The organism is Bacillus sp. EU55 (assembly GCF_038005925.1).
GTDB classification, from domain to species: domain Bacteria; phylum Bacillota; class Bacilli; order Bacillales; family Bacillaceae; genus Bacillus; species Bacillus velezensis.
In genome coordinates this window covers 2,879,959-2,898,248 of the sequence record NZ_JBBOUE010000001.1, presented here as the reverse complement: position 1 = coordinate 2,898,248, position 18,290 = coordinate 2,879,959, and the positions used below count along the sequence as shown (strand labels likewise).

Here is an 18,290-nt window from a genome sequence, read left to right as displayed (position 1 = left end):
AGGTGAAATGATGAAAGTCGATTTATTTGATTTTGAACTGCCTGAACGCCTCATTGCCCAAGTGCCGCTTAAAGAGCGTGACGCATCGCGGCTTATGGTGCTCGACAAACAGACGGGCGGGCTGACGGACAGTTCATTTAAAGAGATTGTAAGCTTTTTTAATGAAGGGGATTGCCTCGTCTTGAACAATACCCGTGTGCTGCCTGCAAGATTATTCGGCACAAAAGAAGATACGGGGGCGAAAGTGGAGCTTCTGTTATTAAAACAGGAAGAAAATGATACATGGGAAACGCTCGTAAAACCGGCGAAACGCGTAAAAAAAGGAACGGTCCTGACATTCGGCGACGGCCGGCTGACAGCGGTCTGCACGGAGGAGCTTGATCACGGAGGCAGAAAAATAAAATTCCGGTATGACGGGATTTTTTATGAAGTGCTTGAATCACTCGGTGAAATGCCGCTGCCTCCTTATATTAAAGAGCAGCTTGATGATAAAGAACGGTATCAGACCGTCTTTTCAAAAGAAATCGGATCTGCCGCAGCTCCGACGGCCGGACTTCATTTTACGGAAGAGATTCTGGATGAGCTGAAGCAAAAGGGTGTGCGGATTGAATTTATCACACTTCATGTGGGACTCGGCACATTCCGCCCGGTCAGTGCGGATGATGTGGAAGAGCATAACATGCACGCGGAATTTTATGAAATGACGGAAGAAACCGCCGCCTCTTTAAACGAGGTCAGAAAGGCGGGAGGGCGCATTGTGTCGGTCGGGACGACATCCACGCGCACCCTGGAAACCATTGCAGGCGAGCATGACGGCGTATTTACCGCTTCAAGCGGCTGGACGTCCATCTTCATTTATCCGGGATATGAATTTAAAGCGATTGACGGCATGATCACCAATTTTCATCTGCCGAAATCTTCCCTTATCATGCTCGTTTCTGCGCTTGCCGGCAGAGAGCATGTTCTTTCCGCCTACCGTCATGCGGTAGAAGAGGAATATCGTTTCTTCAGCTTTGGCGACGCCATGCTGATTATCTAATTTGAATGACAGGAGGCCTCATACAAAGTGGCTGAACAACCGATACGTTATGAATTTATAAAGGAATGCAAACAAACGGGAGCGCGCCTGGGCAGAGTCCATACGCCCCACGGCTCCTTTGAAACGCCTGTATTTATGCCGGTCGGCACGCTTGCTACGGTAAAGACGATGTCTCCGGACGAGCTGAAATCTATGGATGCGGGCATTATTTTAAGCAATACGTACCATTTATGGCTCCGCCCGGGACATGACATTGTAAAAGAAGCGGGCGGGCTTCATAAGTTTATGAACTGGGACCGCGCGATTTTAACGGATTCCGGCGGTTTTCAGGTCTTTTCATTGAGCAAGTTTCGTAATATAGAAGAAGAAGGCGTTCATTTCCGCAATCACTTAAACGGAGACAAGCTGTTTTTATCTCCGGAAAAAGCGATGGAAATTCAAAACGCCCTCGGCTCTGATATCATGATGGCGTTTGATGAGTGTCCGCCGTATCCGGCAGAGTATGATTACATGAAACGCTCTGTGGAACGGACCAGCCGCTGGGCGGAACGCTGCCTGGAGGCGCACGGGCGCTCAGATGAGCAGGGGCTGTTCGGAATCGTACAGGGCGGAGAATACGAAGACCTGCGGACACAAAGTGCAAAAGACTTGGTTTCGCTTGATTTTCCGGGTTATGCCATAGGCGGGTTATCTGTCGGCGAGCCGAAGCACGTCATGAACCGAGTGCTTGAGTTTACAACTCCGCTTTTACCGAAGGACAAGCCGAGATATTTAATGGGTGTGGGTTCACCGGATGCCTTAATTGACGGCGCCATTCGCGGCGTGGATATGTTTGACTGCGTACTGCCGACCCGGATTGCCCGAAACGGCACGGTGTTTACGAATGAAGGGCGTCTGAATATGAAAAACGCCAAATATGAGCGTGATTTCCGTCCGATTGATGAAGAGTGCAACTGCCATACATGCAAAAATTACTCCCGCGCTTACATCAGACATTTGATCCGCTGTAATGAAACGTTTGGAATTCGATTAACAACTTACCATAACCTTCATTTTCTGTTACACTTAATGGAGCAGGTCAGACAAGCCATCCGGGAGGATCGTCTTGGTGATTTCCGAGAAGAGTTCTTTGAGCGTTACGGCTATAATAAGCCAAATGCGAAAAGCTTCTAAATAAAACCATTCTTGAAGGGAGGGAAACAGATGGGTACTTTAGGTACAATCGTTCCTATTATTTTAATGTTTGCAGTGCTTTATTTCCTGCTCATCCGTCCGCAGCAAAAGCAGCAGAAGGCCGTACGCCAGATGCAGGAAGAGCTGAAAAAAGGGGATACAGTGGTGACAATCGGAGGATTGCACGGCACTGTTGATTCAATTGATGAAAGCAAGGTCGTCATTAAAACAGGTGATAACACCCGTTTAACATTTGACCGCCGCGCAATCAGAGAAGCTTCCGCTGAATAACAGCGAAGCTCATACATACAAAAAAAGAGCGGAGAATCCGCTCTTTTTTTATTACGCTGATCTGCTTCCTTTCAAATTCACTCCGAAAATGCCGCCCAGCATACTGACTCCCAAAAAGCCGAGATGAAACAAAAGCTGACCGGATGTAAACGTTTTTCCGAACCCTAAATATTGAAACAGCAAGATGATTAATGAAAAACAGACGGCGGTTAACGCTCCGATCATCCAGCCTTTTTCTTTCGCTTTGCCGCCCGATATAAAACCGCCCGCAAATAAAGAAAGAAAGGAAAGCGCGGTGATCAGCCAGCTGAAAGATGACTCTTCCATTGAGGTAACCGTCAGTAAAAGCGAAATCGCCAAACTCGTAAGAAGCATCACCGCAAAGATAGCCACTAAGCCGTACAAGACGCCTCTTCCCACTTGTTTCGTTTCTTCCATTTTTATCTCCTCTCCGCTCTGCGGCCTGATATATGACAAGCCGGAGCCTGTCTTTTTCTAAATGTATTCTCTGAATGTTCGAATTAGACGTAAATGCATGATGTTCAGCCCGTTTCTTACATAATTCAGAGCCGATGGCAAATGCTATGACCGTTGGAGGTGCGATATGGAAGATATTTTCATTATTACGTTTCGTACGATTGTGCTTTATTTTATCATTCTGGTGATTTTCAGACTGATGGGAAAACGGGAAATCGGAGAACTGAGCATTTTAGACCTTGTCGTCTCCATTATGATTGCCGAGATTGCCGTATTGGCAATTGAAAATGTAAAAGATAAGCTTTTGCATACAATTGTGCCGATTGTCGTTTTAATGATTATTCAAGTAAGCCTTGCTTTTATTTCGCTCAAAAGCCAAAAAATACGGCAGCTGCTTGACGGAAAACCCACCATTATTATCAAACAGGGAAAAATTGATGAACGGGCGATGAGATCGCAGCGCTACAATTTTGACGATCTTCTTATGCAGCTGAGGGAGAATAACATCGATAGAATCTCTGACGTGTCATACGCCATTCTGGAGTCTTCAGGCAAACTGTCGATCGTCAAAAAGAAAAACAATAAGGATAAGCAGATGGAAACATCGCTTATCGTTGACGGGGTCATTCAGAACGAGCATCTGGACAGAATCGGGAAAGATAAACACTGGCTCGAAAAAAATTTAGCAAAAAGAGGATATCGCGATCTTTCGGTTATATCATTCTGCACGTTTACGGACGGCGCTTTTTTTATTGATCTTAAAGATGAAAAAGGGGAGCCATGAATCGGTTTCACCGCGTCACGAACTTGCCGATGACCGGAATCCGGATCAGCTCTTCCCTTTTAATCAGCCTGAATAACAGAAGAAGCGCTATATACAAAATCGCGGTCATTGCAATCCAGCCTGTGAGATTAACAGCCTCTGACCCTGAAAAATGAACGGCGTGCTTGATGATGCGGCTGACATAACCGCAAATGAATATGACGGCAAAACAGAGCGCGTATTCTTTTATTTTAATGCTGATCGGAAGCACCTTGCTTACGGTGGCCGCATGCAGCAGGGTGACAAGGACCATCCCCGTTACAATCGCAAGTGCGGCGCCCATGATGCCCAATGAAGGCCTGGTCGCCAAAACAAAAATCAGGCCAGTTTTGACAGCGGCGCCGATAAAACTGTTCATCATGGCGGCCCCGGCTAAATTGAGAGCCTGCAGCACCGCCTGAAGGGGCCCCTGAAAATAGTAAAGCAGAAAAAACGGCGCCATCACTTTAACAAATACCGCCGCATTCGTTGATCCGTACATGACGGACATCAGTTCATCAGCGAAAGAGAATAAAATAACCACCGAAATGCCTCCGCTTAAAAGACACAGCCGCATCGCCTGTTCCAGACGGTATTCGACAACTTGCAGCTTTTTTTGCTCCATTCCTTCACTGATCGCAGGAACAAGTGCCGTTGACAGAGAATAGGTTATAAAGCTGGGCAGCGTCAAGACCGTCATGGCAAATCCGGTCAGCTCCCCGTACTGGCTGGTGGCGGCAGCGGTGGCCACTCCTGCAATCGCAAGGCTTTGTGCGACGACAATAGGTTCAAAAAACCAAGATAAATTTCCGATGAAGCGGCTTCCGGTTGTCGGGAGCGACACGCTCATCAGCTGGCGGAATGTTTCTTTTCCATTTGCGATCGACTTGAAAAATTGTTTTCTGATTCTGATTGTTTTATTTGCTTTAAAACAAATGAATAAATAAATAAGAGAGGCAAGCTCCCCGATGACAGACGAAATCATGGCTCCGGCTGCGGCATATTCAATCCCGTACGGCAGAAACACCGTCGTGCAGACCGCGACAAGTGAAATCCGCACGATCTGCTCAAGTACTTGGGAAAACGCCAGCGGGTTCATATTCTGCCTGCCCTGAAAGTAACCGCGCAGCACGCTGGAGATCGCGATAATCGGCACGACGGGCGTAATCGCCAGCAGCGGGTAAACCGTACGCTGATCCGTCAGCATCGTTTCGGACATAATCGGCGCAAAGCATAAAAACAGCGGCGTGAAGATGAGACTTAATATCCCAGTGACGGTAAGCGACATCACTAAAATGTGTTTCATTTTCTGCCGGTCCCCCCGCGCGCTTGCTTCAGCGACAAGTTTGCTGATGGCAACGGGGAGGCCGAATTGAGTCAAAGTGGTGGCCAAGAAAAATGTCGGGGCAGCCATCATGTATAAACCGACCCCTTCTTCACCGATAAACCGGGCGATAACCACCCGGTTGACAAAGCCGAGCATTCTCGTAATCATCCCGGCTGCAATGAGAATAAGAGTGCCCCTTAAAAAAGTCTGTTTTGCCATTTTATAAACCCCTGCCTTCTCAAACTACCTGGAATCATATACAATAAAGATATGCGCCGATGTCGTCCGAGCATGACAAGTCTTCGAGAAAAATGGAAAAAGGAGCGAGCGCCCAGTGGAGAAACATCCCGCCGAAATGTACAAAGATCATTTGCGGCCTTTCTTGTACAGTAAACTTGAAGAGTTCAAAATCCTCGGATACGATGATGTTGAGCACGAGAGTTTATGGTCATACTTAATACATAAAAAGTGGAAACAGAAAAAGGAACTGCCGCTGCATGAATTGGCAGGTAATATTTTATCAGTTAAAATTGGCGATTTTATGAACTATGCAACCGTTGAAGCTTTTAAGTCGTCTAATTGGCTGGAAAGCGATGAGGGTCAGGAAGCTTTGGATGAACTGCTGAGATAATGATGGCATAGGTTTAAGGAGGAAATACATAATGAAAAAAGGACGCTTGATTGCGTTTTTCCTGATCGTATTATTGATCGGCACAGGGCTGGGTTATTTTACAAAACCGGCTGCCAATAATATTACGTTAGGATTGGATTTACGCGGCGGGTTTGAAGTTCTGTACGATGTGCAGCCCGTCAAAAAAGGCGATAAAATCACAAAAGACGTGCTCGTCAGCACGGTGCAGGCGCTGAACCGCCGGGCTAACGTTCTCGGCGTAAGCGAGCCGAACATTCAGATTGAAGGAAATAACCGCATACGCGTTCAGCTGGCGGGCGTCACGAATCAGAACAGGGCGCGCGAAATTCTGTCAACGGAAGCGCAGCTCTCGTTCAGGGATACGAATGATAAAGAGCTGTTAAACGGCTCTGATCTCGTGGAAAACGGCGCGAAGCAAACCTTTGATCCGACGACGAACGAACCGATTGTCAGCGTTAAGCTGAAGGATGCGGATAAGTTCGGAGAAGTGACGAAAAAAGTCAAGAAAATGGCCCCTAATAATCAGCTTGTGATCTGGCTTGATTACCAAAAGGGCGATTCATTTAAAAAAGAAGTCGGCAAAAAACATCCGAAATATGTATCCGCTCCGAATGTGAGCCAGGAATTAAACACGAAGGATGTCACGATTGAAGGTCAGTTCACCGTTCAAAAAGCGAAGGACTTGGCCAATATTTTAAACGCGGGTGCGCTGCCTGTGAAACTGACCGAAAAATACTCTACTTCAGTAGGGGCGCAATTCGGACAGCAGGCTTTGCATGATACGGTAGAGGCCGGCATCATCGGTATTGCAATTGTTTTCTTATTTATGCTGCTTTATTACAGACTGCCTGGACTCATAGCGGTAATTACGCTTTCTGTATACGTGTATATTACGCTTCAAGTGTTTGACTGGATGCAGGCGGTGCTGACGCTTCCGGGTATTGCGGCGCTCATTTTGGGTGTCGGGATGGCGGTTGACGCCAACATCATCACCTATGAACGGATAAAAGAAGAACTGAAACTCGGCAAATCCGTACGCTCAGCTTTCCGTTCAGGGAACAGAAGGTCATTCGCGACGATTTTCGATGCGAACATCACAACGATCATCGCAGCGGTCGTGCTCTTTATTTTCGGGACAAGCTCTGTAAAAGGGTTTGCGACGATGCTGATTCTGTCAATTCTGACAAGCTTTATTACAGCTGTCTTCCTTTCAAGATTCCTGCTCTCCCTTCTCGTGGAAAGCAGATGGCTTGACCGGAAAAAAGGCTGGTTCGGCGTCAAGAAAAAACATATTATGGACATTCAAAAAACGGATGAAAATACTGAACCGCATACGGCATTCCAAAAATGGGATTTCACGAGCAAGCGAAAATATTTCTTTATTTTCTCAAGCGCTGTAACCATTGCGGGAATTATCATCTTGCTGGTCTTTAAGCTCAACCTGGGAATCGATTTTGCAAGCGGTGCGCGGATTGACGTGCAGAGCAATCATGCATTGACGGCGCAGCAGGTTGAAAAAGACTTTGACTCTCTCGGCATGGATCCGGAAAACATCGTGCTCTCGGGTAAAGAGAACCATGTTGCCGCGGCCCGGTTTGTCGGAGAGCCATCTAAAGAAAAGATCGCTGAAATCAAAACGTACTTTAAGGACAAATACGGATCTGAACCGAACGTCAGCACGGTATCGCCGACAGTCGGAAAAGAACTGGCCCGTAATGCTTTATATGCCGTGGCAATTGCATCAATCGGCATCATTATTTACGTGTCAATCCGTTTCGAGTACAGAATGGCAATCGCCGCGATTGTATCCCTGCTGTATGACGCTTTCTTTATCGTCGCGTTTTTCAGCATTACAAGGCTGGAGGTTGACGTAACCTTTATCGCCGCTATTCTCACCATAATCGGTTACTCGATAAATGATACGATCGTTACATTTGACCGGATACGCGAGCAGATGAAAAAACGCAAGCCGAAGTCATTTGCCGATCTGGAACATATCGTGAATCTGAGCTTGCAGCAAACCTTTACACGTTCGATCAATACGGTCTTGACCGTTGTGATTGTTGTCGTCGTGCTGCTCATTTTGGGCTCATCGTCAATTACAAACTTCTCCGTCGCCTTATTGGTCGGTTTATTGACGGGCGTTTATTCCTCTCTTTACATCGCCGCGCAGCTGTGGCTTGTATGGAAAGGAAAAGAATTTAAAGGGAAAAAATCAATCGAAGAGTAAAAGGAAACAGGCTGTCTTCCGGAAGGCAGCCTGTTTTTTAGGCCGCATTGAACTTAAAACCTGCATTTGCTATAATGACATACGCTTACATAATCAATCATCATTGTAAAAACATGTAGGAGGGTTCTTATGAACGTTCGTGAGTCGGAGCTTCCGGGCATCGGCCAGAAAGTAGAAGTCATTACGAAAAATCACGATAAAATCAGTATTATTCTTCATGATGACGGCAGAAAAGAGCTCTATTACTTCGATGAGAATGATCATGACGAATGCTTGGCATCCGTTGAATTTAACGACGAAGAGGCAAGGCAGATTTCCGCTATTTTAGGCGGGATGACGTATAAGCCGAAAGCGCTGGAATCTGTGGAAGTCGCGCTTGATGACCTCGTCATTGAGTGGTTTAAAGCCGAATCTCATGCACCGGCTGTCAGCCGTACAATCGGAGATTTGGAGACCAAGAAACATTACAACGTCCAGATTATTGCGATCGTGAAGAAAAACCGGCAAAAACAGCTGAGCCCCGGTATTGATACCATAATTGAAGAAGGGGACACCCTCGTCATATCGGGAGAAAGAAGCGGACTGAAAAAGCTGGTCCGCGAGCAATTAACGGCCCGCATTTCCTGAGACCGGGGTTTACTCCCGGGAAAATGGGGGAAAAGATAAGAATCAATAATTGGGGGCAGACGCATGAATAAACAATGGACTATTATATTCGCTTTACTATTTACTCTGATTGTCGCCATCTTTGCTGTCATTAACGTGCGTGCGGTTGAGGTTGATTATCTGTTCGGAACCGCTGAATGGCCGCTGATTTTAGTCATTTTAGGCTCTGTGTTAATGGGAGCGCTGATCGTGTTTTCAGCCGGTATCTTTCAAGTGATGAAACTGAAGCGCGAAATTAAAATGCTGCGGAAAGAAAACAGATCCGCAGGTGAATTGACGGCTGATTCGGACGACAAAAAAACAGCCGCGCCGCCGGAAGAAATGCTTGAAGAGAAAAAAGGATCAGAATAACATTTGAAACCCCTCAGTCTGCTCTAGTATAATAGGGTGGTTGAGGGGTGAATTTATGTTAGCGTCAAAAATGCGCTGGGAAATCCAGCAGCCGGATCAGGAAAAAGTCAAATCACTCACAGAACAATTGGACATAACACCTCTTGTGGCATCACTGCTTGTAAAAAGAGGTTTTGATACTGCCGAAAGCGCAAGGCTGTTTTTACATACAAAGGATGCAGACTTTTATGACCCGTATGAATTAAAGGGAATGCGGGAAGCAGTTGATCGGATAAAACTGGCGGTTTCTCAAGGGGAACCGATTATGATTTACGGAGATTACGATGCGGACGGCGTTACAAGCACGTCAGTGATGCTGACGGCACTCAGACAGCTGTCGGCGGACGTTGACTTTTATATTCCCGACCGTTTTACAGAAGGCTACGGCCCGAATGAACAAGCTTTCCGCTCCATAAAAGAGCGGGGATTTTCGCTGATCATTACAGTGGATACGGGAATCGCCGCCGTCCATGAAGCTGAAGTCGCAAAAGAGCTGGGCTTAGACGTCATTATTACCGACCACCATGAGCCGGGACCCGAGCTTCCTGACGTATTTGCGATCATCCACCCGAAGCAGCCGGGATGCGGCTATCCGTTTAAAGAATTGGCCGGCGTCGGTGTGGCGTTTAAGCTTGCCCACGCGCTTACGGGTTCTTTGCCGGAAGCTATGCTGGACTTGGCGGCAATCGGTACGGTTGCAGATCTGGTGCCTCTTCATGATGAAAACAGATTAATTGCGTCACTCGGAATTGAAAGGCTTCGGACGACAAATCGGCCGGGCCTCAAAGCTCTGATTAAGCTTTCCGGCGGAGATATCGGACAAGCTGATGAGGAAACGATCGGATTTCAGGTCGCACCGAGGCTCAATGCCGTCGGAAGAATAGAACAGGCCGATCCCGCCGTTCACCTGCTGATGACCGAAGATCAGTTTGAAGCGGAGGAACTGGCTTCGGATATTGACCGGCTGAATAAAGAGCGGCAGAAAATGGTGAAAACCATGACCGAAGAGGCTGTTGAAATGGTTCAGCAGCAAGGCGGAAACCCGTCTGCCATTGTAGTGGCAAAAGCCGGCTGGAATCCGGGCGTCGTCGGTATTGTCGCATCGAAGCTGGCTGAACGTTTTTACCGGCCCGCTGTTGTGCTTGGGATAGATGAGGAGCAGGGAATCGCTAAAGGGTCGGCGCGAAGCATCAGGGGCTTCAACCTTTTTACGAGCCTTTCACAGTGCAGAGACATTCTTCCTCATTTTGGCGGGCATCCGATGGCGGCCGGAATGACGCTGAAGGCTGAAGATGTGGCGGAATTAAGGGACAGGCTGAATCAAATGGCTGAAGAAACCCTGACGGAAGAGGATTTTATTCCCGTTCAGGAGGTTGATCTTGTCTGCGGCGTAGAAGACATAACCGTTGAAAGCATTACAGAATTGAATATGCTGTCGCCGTTCGGCATGCTTAACCCTAAACCGCATGTGATGGTGAAAAATGCCGTGCTTGATGATGTGCGCCTGATCGGAGCGAATAAAAACCACGTAAAAATGACGGTGAAAAGTGATTCCGCCGTCCTTGACTGCGTCGGCTTTAACAAAGGAGAGCTGGAAGCCGGAGTTGTTCCCGGATCAACGATTTCCATTGTCGGCGAGATGTCCATTAATGAATGGAACAACAGAAAGAAGCCCCAGCTGATGATTAAAGACGCTGCGGTGCCGGAATGGCAGCTTTTTGATATCAGGGGCAAGCGGACGTGGGAAGACACGGTCACCGCGCTGCCGAAGGAAAAACGGGTGCTCATCAGCTTTAACGAAAAAACCGCTCAGAAGCTCCATGCAAAAGAGCTGTCGGGCGAGCTGGCCGGGATCACATCGGAATTCGAGGCGGAAGCTCTCCAGCTTGACGGAAAATATGCCGTTTTTCTGGATGTGCCGCCGTCAGCGGATCGCCTGCAGCATTTGCTTGACGGAAAGAAGCCGGAACGGATTTATTTTGTTTTTATCAATCATGAAGAACATTTCCTGTCCTCATTTCCATCGCGGAATGATTTCAAGTGGTTTTACGCATTTCTCTTGAAAAGGGGCGCTTTTGACTTCGGCAAGCATGGTTCAGAGCTTGCGAGACATAGAGGATGGTCAATTGACACAATCAATTTCATGACAAAGGTGTTTTTTGATCTCGGTTTTGTTAAAATAGAAGATGGTGTGCTGTCTGTCGTGAGCGGCGCGAAAAAACGCGACCTGGCAGATTCGCAAACCTATCAGGTAAAACAGCAGCTGATGGAATTAGACCAGAAGCTCAATTATTCCGCAGCCCATGAGCTGAAGGAATGGCTGAATAAGCTGATGAACCAAGGTTCAGAAGCTTATGAAAGTACGAGGAGGACATAGAACAGATGGATCTTAAAAAATACGTAACAATTGTGCCCGATTACCCGAAAGAAGGCGTACAATTTAAAGATATTACGACATTGATGGACAAAGGCGACGTATACCGTTACGCCACTGACCAAATTGTTGAATATGCAAAAGAAAAAGAAATTGATTTAGTTGTCGGGCCTGAAGCGCGCGGCTTTATTATCGGCTGTCCGGTTGCATACGCTCTCGGAGTGGGCTTTGCGCCGGTTCGGAAAGAAGGAAAACTTCCGCGTGAGGTCATTAAAGTCGATTACGGTTTGGAGTACGGAAAAGACGTACTGACGATTCATAAAGATGCAATTCTGCCGGGACAGCGCGTGCTGATTACTGATGACTTGCTTGCAACAGGCGGCACGATCGAAGCAACAATTAAGCTGGTCGAAGAACTGGGCGGCGTCGTAGCCGGTATTGCGTTCTTAATCGAGCTTTCTTACCTTGACGGCAGAGACAAGCTTGACGATTACGATATTTTAACATTAATGAAATATTAACCGCATATGGAAAAAAGCACTCGTGTCAGGGTGCTTTTTTCCTATTATTTCATCATCCTGACAGATTCTTTAGGTGTTTTGAACTTCTGCCCTTTACATCTCTCGTTTTTTTCTTGATAATAAACTAATACAGTTTACATTTAAAAAAGGTGATTCCATGGCGAACGAACAAGTATTGACTGCCGAGCAAGTAATAGATAAAGCGCGCACTTATCTGCCGGAGGAGCAGATTGCGTTTGTTGAGAAAGCTTACCTGTATGCGCAAAACGCGCATCGCGAACAGTACCGCAAATCAGGTGAGCCGTACATCATTCATCCGATTCAGGTGGCGGGGATCCTCGTCGATCTGGAAATGGACCCTTCCACAATTGCGGGCGGATTTCTGCATGACGTGGTAGAGGACACGGATGTCACCCTCGACGACCTGAAGGAAGCATTTTCTGAAGAAGTGGCGATGCTTGTCGACGGCGTGACGAAGCTCGGTAAAATTAAGTATAAATCTCAAGAGGAGCAGCAGGCGGAAAACCATCGAAAAATGTTTGTCGCTATGGCTCAAGATATCAGAGTCATATTGATCAAGCTGGCGGATCGCCTTCACAATATGCGGACGTTAAAGCATCTTCCGCAGGAAAAGCAGCGGAGAATTTCAAATGAGACGCTGGAGATTTTCGCTCCGCTGGCCCATCGGCTCGGGATTTCGAAAATCAAATGGGAGCTTGAAGACACCGCTCTCCGTTATTTGAATCCTCAGCAGTATTACAGAATCGTCAACCTCATGAAGAAAAAGCGCGCGGAACGCGAACTTTATGTCGAAGAGGTTGTCAATGAAGTGAAAAAACGGGTCGAAGAAGTGAATATCAAAGCGGACTTTTCAGGACGCCCGAAGCACATCTACAGCATTTACCGCAAGATGGCGCTGCAAAATAAACAGTTCAATGAAATATATGATCTGCTCGCCGTCCGTATTCTTGTCGGAAGCATTAAAGACTGCTACGCCGTACTCGGCATTATTCATACGTGCTGGAAGCCGATGCCGGGCAGATTCAAAGATTATATTGCGATGCCTAAGCCGAATATGTATCAGTCTCTGCATACGACCGTAATCGGGCCTAAAGGCGATCCGCTGGAAGTGCAGATCAGAACGTTTGAGATGCATGAGATTGCTGAATACGGGGTGGCCGCACACTGGGCATATAAAGAAGGCAAGGCTGCAAACGAAGAAGCGACATTTGAGAAAAAACTGTCCTGGTTCCGTGAAATTCTGGAATTCCAAAACGAGTCTACCGATGCGGAAGAATTTATGGAATCGCTGAAAATCGATCTGTTTTCTGACATGGTATACGTATTTACGCCAAAAGGCGATGTCATTGAACTGCCGTCAGGCTCTGTGCCGATTGATTTTTCCTACAGGATACACTCGGAGATCGGCAACAAAACAATCGGGGCGAAAGTGAACGGAAAAATGGTGACGCTTGACCATAAGCTCCGGACGGGCGACATCGTCGAGATTCTGACGTCCAAGCATTCATACGGTCCGAGTCAAGACTGGGTCAAACTGGCGCAGACGTCCCAGGCGAAACACAAAATCCGCCAATTCTTTAAGAAACAGCGCCGTGAAGAAAACGTCGAAAAAGGCCGTGAGCTTGTCGAGAAAGAAATTAAAAATCTTGATTTTGAAGTGAAAGATGTTTTAACACTCGAAAATCTTCAAAAAGTTGCCGACAAGTTCAATTTCTCAAATGAAGAGGATATGTACGCGGCGGTCGGGTATAACGGCATTACCGCTCTTCAGGTGGCCAACAGGCTCACCGAAAAAGAACGGAAGCTGCGTGACCAGGAAGAGCAGGAAAAAATCGTTCAGGAAGTCACTTCCGAGCCGAAACATTATCCGCAAGGGAGAAAACGGGAAGCGGGTGTGCGCGTAAAAGGCATTGACAACCTTCTCGTCCGCTTGTCGAAATGCTGCAACCCGGTGCCGGGCGACCATATCGTCGGTTTTATTACAAAAGGGCGCGGTGTATCCGTTCACCGGGATGACTGTCCGAACGTCAAAACGAATGAAGCGCAGGAACGTCTGATCCCCGTTGAATGGGAGCATGAATCACAGGTTCAAAGACGCAAAGAATATAACGTTGAGATTGAGATTTTGGGGTATGACCGTCTCGGGCTTTTAAATGAGGTGCTCCAAGCCGTAAATGAGACGAAAACCAACATCTCCTCTGTCTCCGGCAAATCCGACCGCAATAAAGTCGCTACGATTCATATGGCGATTTTTATCCAAAACATCAATCATCTGCACAAAGTGGTCGAGCGGATTAAGCAGATCAGAGACATCTATTCAGTCCGGCGGGTAATGAACTAAAAGGAGCTTGCTATGAAATTAGTTGTTCAGCGTGTAACAGAAGCAAGTGTGACGGTTGACGGCGCTGTCGCCGGCCGGATCGGACCCGGCATTATGGCGCTTGTCGGCATCACTCATGAAGATACAGAAGAAGATGCCGCTTACTTGGCGGATAAAATCGTGAATCTTCGGATTTTTGATGATGAAAGCGGCAAGATGAATTTATCGCTTTTGGATACGGGCGGGGAGATTTTATCCGTTTCCCAGTTTACGCTTTACGGCGAAACGAAGAAAGGGAGACGCCCGAATTTTATGAATGCGGCTAAACCGGATCAGGCTGTGCTCCTTTATGAAAAGTGGAACGAACTCCTTCGGGAAAAAGGAGTCAAAGTGGAAACCGGAATATTCGGAGCCATGATGGATGTTCAGCTGACGAATTCCGGGCCGATTACATTGATTATGGATTCTAAACAATAAAAAAAAGCTGCCGTTCGGCAGCTTTTTTTATGATTGAAAATAATGTTCCAATCCGCTTTCAATTCCGTCTGTCACTTTTTCCTGATAAGAGCCGCTATGTATGATTGTTTCTTCTTGCGGTTGACTGAGATAGCCGAGCTCATACAGCATGGCAGGCCGTTTATTTTCCCTCAGGACGTAATAATCGCCAAACAGAACGCCGCGATCCGGGATAGGGGAACGCTTCAGTACTTCAGAATGGACGTCTGAGGCAAGCTGGCGATCCTTAGACGGACTGTAATAATAAGCCGTGCTTCCCCGCGTTGACGTATCGGCATAGCTGTCATAGTGAATGCTGATAAAGGCATCCGCATTCCGGTAATGAGAGGTTGAAACCCTGGCCTGCAGGCTGATAAAAGTATCATCCTGTCTGGTGATATACACGTTTGCACCGGATGCCCGCAATTTTTGGGCCAGCAGCTTAGCGGTTTTAATCGTTACGTTTTTTTCAAACTTTCCGGAGTAGCCGATCGTTCCGCTGTCTTTTCCTCCGTGTCCGGGATCAACGACGATCGTTTTGTTTTTAAGTGAGCCGCTGCCGCCCGACGTGTCGGGAGAAGGTGCTTCTCCTGTTTCCTCCCCGCTTTTTGACGTTTGTACGACCCAGTTTGCCACATATGCGGTTTGTCCGTTTTCAAGCCGGACTTCATACCATTTGCCGCTTGAGCCGACAATCGGGTAGGCTGCGCCTTTATCTGCTCTTTTTACGATAGAAGCGGAAGTCGAGGCCGAGCTCCTTAAGTTGGTGCCGCCGTACACAATATACGCTTTTTTCGAGGAGCCTGAGCCCGCAGAACCGTCTCCCGAGCCGGATGCGCTGCCCGATGAGTCAGAATCCTTTATGATGTAGTGGCTTGCTGCCCAGCCTTTTTGCCCGTTTGCTTCAATTTTCAGCCAGCCGTGGTCTTCACTTAAAATGGAAACCTTTGTTCCGCGTGATAATTTAGTCATAATCGCTGAATCATGTGATGCTGCACTTCTGACATTCAATGAAGAAACGCCGACCGTCCCGTTTTTTGACCCGCTTCGGGCCGAAGTTGCTTTCGTATCCGATCCGCCGCTGTCCGCGGTGACGTATTCGGAAGAAACCCATCCGGTTGTGCCTTGATAAGAAATGTTCACCCATCCGCTGTTCTTGTCCAGCACGGATGCATGTGCGCCTTGCGGAAGTTTGCCGATGACTTCATATGATGTCCCCGGGCCTTTTCTGATGCGGAGGTCAGGATCGGTGGAAGTGACCGTTCCGCTAGTTGCGGATGAATTGTCTGCTCCCCCGGCTGTTTTTGATATCAGCCAGGAAACGACCCATCCGGTTTTACCGGGGCTCAGCTGAAGCTGCACCCAGTCTCCCTCTTCTTTAGCGATCGGGTATCTTTCCCCTTTTTTTACTTCAGCCTTAATTCCATAGCTCAGGCCGGGACCGCCTCTGACATTGATCTTGTCTGTCGCGATGACCGCTTCTCCCTCTGCGGCGATTGCGGTGTGGAATGACGGAAGAAGCGCTGTGATGATGACGCCGCATAAAATAAGAGCAAGAGTTCTCTTCTTCATGGCTGTCCTCCTTTCTGAACTAACTAAAATACATTCTTGTATAATATCGTATTTTCCTTGCTGAATGTTAAATAAAAATAAAATGGTTTGTTTATACTAGTCATAAATACAGCGAAAAGGTGTGCAAATCATGAAATATCAACCAAAAATGGGACGCGCGCTGCACGATGCGGAAGGAAATCTGCACTTCAGTGATCAGAGCGATAGAGAAAAGACGGGTTTTCTTGAAGAGACGGCGACGGAGTTCGGTCTCTTATCGAAAGAAGCGGTCGCAAGGAAAAACAGACGGAATAAAACTTGACAGGGGAGTGCAATCCCATTATTATAATAGAAATTGATGTACATAAGTCATGATAACGATTTTGAACCGATAATGGAGAAGAGTAGGTCAGAATGCATGGAGAAGAGAGGAACCGCCCCGGGCTGAAAGCGGATCCGCACTGCATCTTTCTCGAAACAACACTCCGGAGGTTCCCTGCTGAACGCTTTTGCAAGTCATTAGGCAGCGGACGTGAACCTGCGTTAAAGGTCAGAGCGGGGATGCTTCGGCATTCCAACTAGGGTGGCACCACGGGTATAACTCTCGTCCCTACTATACATGTATAGTAGGAGCGGGAGTTTTTTTATTTGAAGAAAGACATTAAGGAGGCCTGTAACATGGCATATCACATTCCAAGAGGCACACAGGACATACTGCCGGGTGAATCAGACAGATGGCAGTTCGTCGAACAAATTATGAGGGAGACGTGCCGCACTTATCAATATAAAGAAATCCGCACGCCGATCTTCGAACATACGGAATTGTTCGCAAGAGGCGTCGGTGAGTCTACAGATATCGTGCAGAAAGAAATGTACACGTTTGAAGACCGTAAAGGGAGAAGCCTGACGCTTCGGCCGGAAGGAACGGCCGCCGCAGTCCGCGCGTTCAATGAAAATAAATTATTTGCGAACCCGGTGCATCCGACGAAGCTTTATTATGTCGGACCGATGTTCCGTTACGAACGTCCGCAGACGGGGCGTTTCCGTCAATTCTATCAATTCGGAATTGAAGCGATCGGCTCCAAAGATCCGGCCGTGGATGCAGAAGTCATTGCGCTTGCGATGAGTATTTACCGTAAAGCCGGTTTGAAACATGTCAAGCTTGTGCTGAACAGCCTTGGTGACCAGGAGAGCCGCAAATCCTACCGGGAAGCGCTCGTCAAACATTTTGAACCGCGCATCGGAGAATTTTGCTCAGACTGCCAGTCGCGTCTGCACACAAACCCGCTCAGAATTCTTGACTGCAAGAAAGACAGAGAGCATGAACTGATGAAAACGGCTCCGTCCATTCTTGATTACTTAAATGAAGAATCAGCCGCTTATTTTGAGAAAGTAAAACAATACTTAAACGATCTCGGCATCCCGTTCGAAATAGATCCGAATCTTGTCAGAGGGCTTGATTATTATAACCATACCGCTTTTGAAATTATGAGCAATGCCGAAGGATTCGGAGCGATTACAACCCTTGCCGGCGGGGGCCGCTATGACGGGCTTGTTGAACAGATCGGCGGACCTGAAGCGCCGGGTATCGGATTTGCGATGAGCATCGAACGTCTGCTGGCAGCCATTGACGCTGAGAAAACAGAGCTTCCCGTCAATCAGGGGATTGACTGCTACATCGTGACGCTCGGAGAAAAAGCGAAGGATTATTCCGTTTCCCTCGTGTACAAACTGAGAGAAGCGGGCATCTCAAGTGAAATCGATTATGAAAATAAAAAGATGAAGGGCCAATTCAAAACGGCTGACCGTCTCGGCGCACGTTTTATTGCGATTTTAGGGGAAGATGAACTTGCCCAAAATAAAATCAATGTAAAAGATGCGGAAACAGGAGAGCAGCGTGAAGTGGTGTTAGACGAGCTGATACAAGTGTTAAAGGCAGATCAAAAGCAGTGAAGGAGAGG

At 47.4% G+C, this 18,290-nt stretch carries 17 protein-coding genes and 1 other annotated feature; of the genes, 14 read left to right on the top strand and 3 right to left on the bottom strand.

From position 1 onward, the window contains the following. Window positions 1-10 precede the first annotated feature (10 nt). The 3 genes from queA to yajC are packed head-to-tail and all read left to right on the top strand — an operon-like array spanning window position 11 to window position 2,503. Window positions 11-1,039 carry a tRNA preQ1(34) S-adenosylmethionine ribosyltransferase-isomerase QueA gene (gene queA, locus NYE50_RS14720; protein ID WP_017418236.1) on the top strand — a complete coding sequence of 343 codons (1,029 nt, stop codon included), beginning with the start codon at window positions 11-13 and terminating at the stop codon, window positions 1,037-1,039. Window positions 1,040-1,066: 27 nt separating this feature from the next. Then, a complete protein-coding gene (tgt, locus tag NYE50_RS14715) occupies window positions 1,067-2,212 on the top strand; it encodes a tRNA guanosine(34) transglycosylase Tgt (protein ID WP_159354424.1) in 1,146 nt (381 codons plus the stop codon). Window positions 2,213-2,242: 30 nt separating this feature from the next. Then, window positions 2,243-2,503 (top strand): preprotein translocase subunit YajC, encoded by a 261-nt coding sequence (yajC, locus tag NYE50_RS14710; RefSeq protein ID WP_007408187.1) that lies wholly within the window; start codon window positions 2,243-2,245, stop codon window positions 2,501-2,503. 51 nt (window positions 2,504-2,554) lie between these two features. Here yajC and NYE50_RS14705 read toward each other — a convergent pair whose 3' ends face one another. Further along, on the bottom strand, window positions 2,555-2,941 hold the full coding sequence (locus NYE50_RS14705) for a TIGR04086 family membrane protein (protein WP_003152697.1): 387 nt from the start codon (window positions 2,939-2,941) through the stop codon (window positions 2,555-2,557). A gap of 166 nt (window positions 2,942-3,107) precedes the next feature. Here NYE50_RS14705 and NYE50_RS14700 point away from each other — a divergent pair, with 166 nt between their 5' ends. Beyond that, window positions 3,108-3,764, top strand: coding sequence for a DUF421 domain-containing protein (locus tag NYE50_RS14700; RefSeq protein WP_003152699.1), 657 nt, complete (start codon window positions 3,108-3,110; stop codon window positions 3,762-3,764). Between the two features lie 7 nt (window positions 3,765-3,771). Here NYE50_RS14700 and spoVB read toward each other — a convergent pair whose 3' ends face one another. Next, complete coding sequence (gene spoVB / locus NYE50_RS14695) at window positions 3,772-5,328, bottom strand: stage V sporulation protein B (protein ID WP_007408188.1); 1,557 nt, start codon at window positions 5,326-5,328, stop codon at window positions 3,772-3,774. Window positions 5,329-5,443: 115 nt separating this feature from the next. On the opposite strand from spoVB, the gene NYE50_RS14690 reads away from it, so the two are divergent. The 8 genes from NYE50_RS14690 to dtd all read left to right on the top strand — a co-directional run bounded on the left by NYE50_RS14690 (window position 5,444) and on the right by dtd (window position 14,760). Beyond that, window positions 5,444-5,740: a post-transcriptional regulator gene (locus NYE50_RS14690; RefSeq protein ID WP_003152702.1), complete on the top strand. Its 297-nt coding sequence runs from the start codon at window positions 5,444-5,446 to the stop codon at window positions 5,738-5,740. Between the two features lie 31 nt (window positions 5,741-5,771). Further along, window positions 5,772-7,991, top strand: a complete 2,220-nt coding sequence (gene secDF, locus NYE50_RS14685) for a protein translocase subunit SecDF (protein WP_159354423.1) — start codon at window positions 5,772-5,774, stop codon at window positions 7,989-7,991. Window positions 7,992-8,120: 129 nt separating this feature from the next. Further along, on the top strand, window positions 8,121-8,618 hold the full coding sequence (locus NYE50_RS14680; protein ID WP_156735602.1) for a cation:proton antiporter regulatory subunit: 498 nt from the start codon (window positions 8,121-8,123) through the stop codon (window positions 8,616-8,618). A gap of 63 nt (window positions 8,619-8,681) precedes the next feature. Beyond that, a complete protein-coding gene (locus tag NYE50_RS14675; RefSeq protein WP_159354422.1) occupies window positions 8,682-9,008 on the top strand; it encodes a LapA family protein in 327 nt (108 codons plus the stop codon). A 55-nt stretch (window positions 9,009-9,063) separates the two neighbouring features. Further along, complete coding sequence (gene recJ, locus NYE50_RS14670) at window positions 9,064-11,424, top strand: single-stranded-DNA-specific exonuclease RecJ (RefSeq protein ID WP_159354421.1); 2,361 nt, start codon at window positions 9,064-9,066, stop codon at window positions 11,422-11,424. A gap of 5 nt (window positions 11,425-11,429) precedes the next feature. Beyond that, window positions 11,430-11,942, top strand: coding sequence for an adenine phosphoribosyltransferase (locus NYE50_RS14665; protein ID WP_003152714.1), 513 nt, complete (start codon window positions 11,430-11,432; stop codon window positions 11,940-11,942). Window positions 11,943-12,099: 157 nt separating this feature from the next. Further along, window positions 12,100-14,304 (top strand): GTP diphosphokinase, encoded by a 2,205-nt coding sequence (relA, locus tag NYE50_RS14660; protein ID WP_003152716.1) that lies wholly within the window; start codon window positions 12,100-12,102, stop codon window positions 14,302-14,304. Window positions 14,305-14,316: 12 nt separating this feature from the next. Then, a complete protein-coding gene (gene dtd, locus NYE50_RS14655) occupies window positions 14,317-14,760 on the top strand; it encodes a D-aminoacyl-tRNA deacylase (RefSeq protein ID WP_007408194.1) in 444 nt (147 codons plus the stop codon). A 27-nt stretch (window positions 14,761-14,787) separates the two neighbouring features. Here dtd and NYE50_RS14650 read toward each other — a convergent pair whose 3' ends face one another. Then, the gene (locus NYE50_RS14650) at window positions 14,788-16,350 is read right to left on the bottom strand and encodes an SH3 domain-containing protein (protein ID WP_014418526.1); all 1,563 of its coding nucleotides are present in this window, start codon (window positions 16,348-16,350) and stop codon (window positions 14,788-14,790) included. 130 nt (window positions 16,351-16,480) lie between these two features. Here NYE50_RS14650 and NYE50_RS14645 point away from each other — a divergent pair, with 130 nt between their 5' ends. Beyond that, complete coding sequence (locus tag NYE50_RS14645; protein ID WP_087920774.1) at window positions 16,481-16,651, top strand: YrzK family protein; 171 nt, start codon at window positions 16,481-16,483, stop codon at window positions 16,649-16,651. Between the two features lie 60 nt (window positions 16,652-16,711). Then, window positions 16,712-16,944: a binding site (T-box leader), on the top strand. Window positions 16,945-17,007: 63 nt separating this feature from the next. Continuing rightward, window positions 17,008-18,282 (top strand): histidine--tRNA ligase, encoded by a 1,275-nt coding sequence (gene hisS / locus NYE50_RS14640; protein ID WP_159354420.1) that lies wholly within the window; start codon window positions 17,008-17,010, stop codon window positions 18,280-18,282. Window positions 18,283-18,290 lie beyond the last annotated feature (8 nt).

What these genes read in the sequence shown, in the direction of transcription:
- queA (WP_017418236.1), top strand. Translation starts at nt 11, where the DNA reads ATGAAAGTCGATTTATTTGATTTTGAACTGCCTGAACGCCTCATTGCC.
- yajC (WP_007408187.1), top strand. Translation starts at nt 2,243, where the DNA reads ATGGGTACTTTAGGTACAATCGTTCCTATTATTTTAATGTTTGCAGTG.
- NYE50_RS14705 (WP_003152697.1), bottom strand. Translation starts at nt 2,941, where the DNA reads ATGGAAGAAACGAAACAAGTGGGAAGAGGCGTCTTGTACGGCTTAGTG.
- NYE50_RS14700 (WP_003152699.1), top strand. Translation starts at nt 3,108, where the DNA reads ATGGAAGATATTTTCATTATTACGTTTCGTACGATTGTGCTTTATTTT.
- spoVB (WP_007408188.1), bottom strand. Translation starts at nt 5,328, where the DNA reads ATGGCAAAACAGACTTTTTTAAGGGGCACTCTTATTCTCATTGCAGCC.
- secDF (WP_159354423.1), top strand. Translation starts at nt 5,772, where the DNA reads ATGAAAAAAGGACGCTTGATTGCGTTTTTCCTGATCGTATTATTGATC.
- NYE50_RS14680 (WP_156735602.1), top strand. Translation starts at nt 8,121, where the DNA reads ATGAACGTTCGTGAGTCGGAGCTTCCGGGCATCGGCCAGAAAGTAGAA.
- NYE50_RS14675 (WP_159354422.1), top strand. Translation starts at nt 8,682, where the DNA reads ATGAATAAACAATGGACTATTATATTCGCTTTACTATTTACTCTGATT.
- recJ (WP_159354421.1), top strand. Translation starts at nt 9,064, where the DNA reads ATGTTAGCGTCAAAAATGCGCTGGGAAATCCAGCAGCCGGATCAGGAA.
- NYE50_RS14665 (WP_003152714.1), top strand. Translation starts at nt 11,430, where the DNA reads ATGGATCTTAAAAAATACGTAACAATTGTGCCCGATTACCCGAAAGAA.
- relA (WP_003152716.1), top strand. Translation starts at nt 12,100, where the DNA reads ATGGCGAACGAACAAGTATTGACTGCCGAGCAAGTAATAGATAAAGCG.
- dtd (WP_007408194.1), top strand. Translation starts at nt 14,317, where the DNA reads ATGAAATTAGTTGTTCAGCGTGTAACAGAAGCAAGTGTGACGGTTGAC.
- NYE50_RS14650 (WP_014418526.1), bottom strand. Translation starts at nt 16,350, where the DNA reads ATGAAGAAGAGAACTCTTGCTCTTATTTTATGCGGCGTCATCATCACA.
- NYE50_RS14645 (WP_087920774.1), top strand. Translation starts at nt 16,481, where the DNA reads ATGAAATATCAACCAAAAATGGGACGCGCGCTGCACGATGCGGAAGGA.
- hisS (WP_159354420.1), top strand. Translation starts at nt 17,008, where the DNA reads ATGGCATATCACATTCCAAGAGGCACACAGGACATACTGCCGGGTGAA.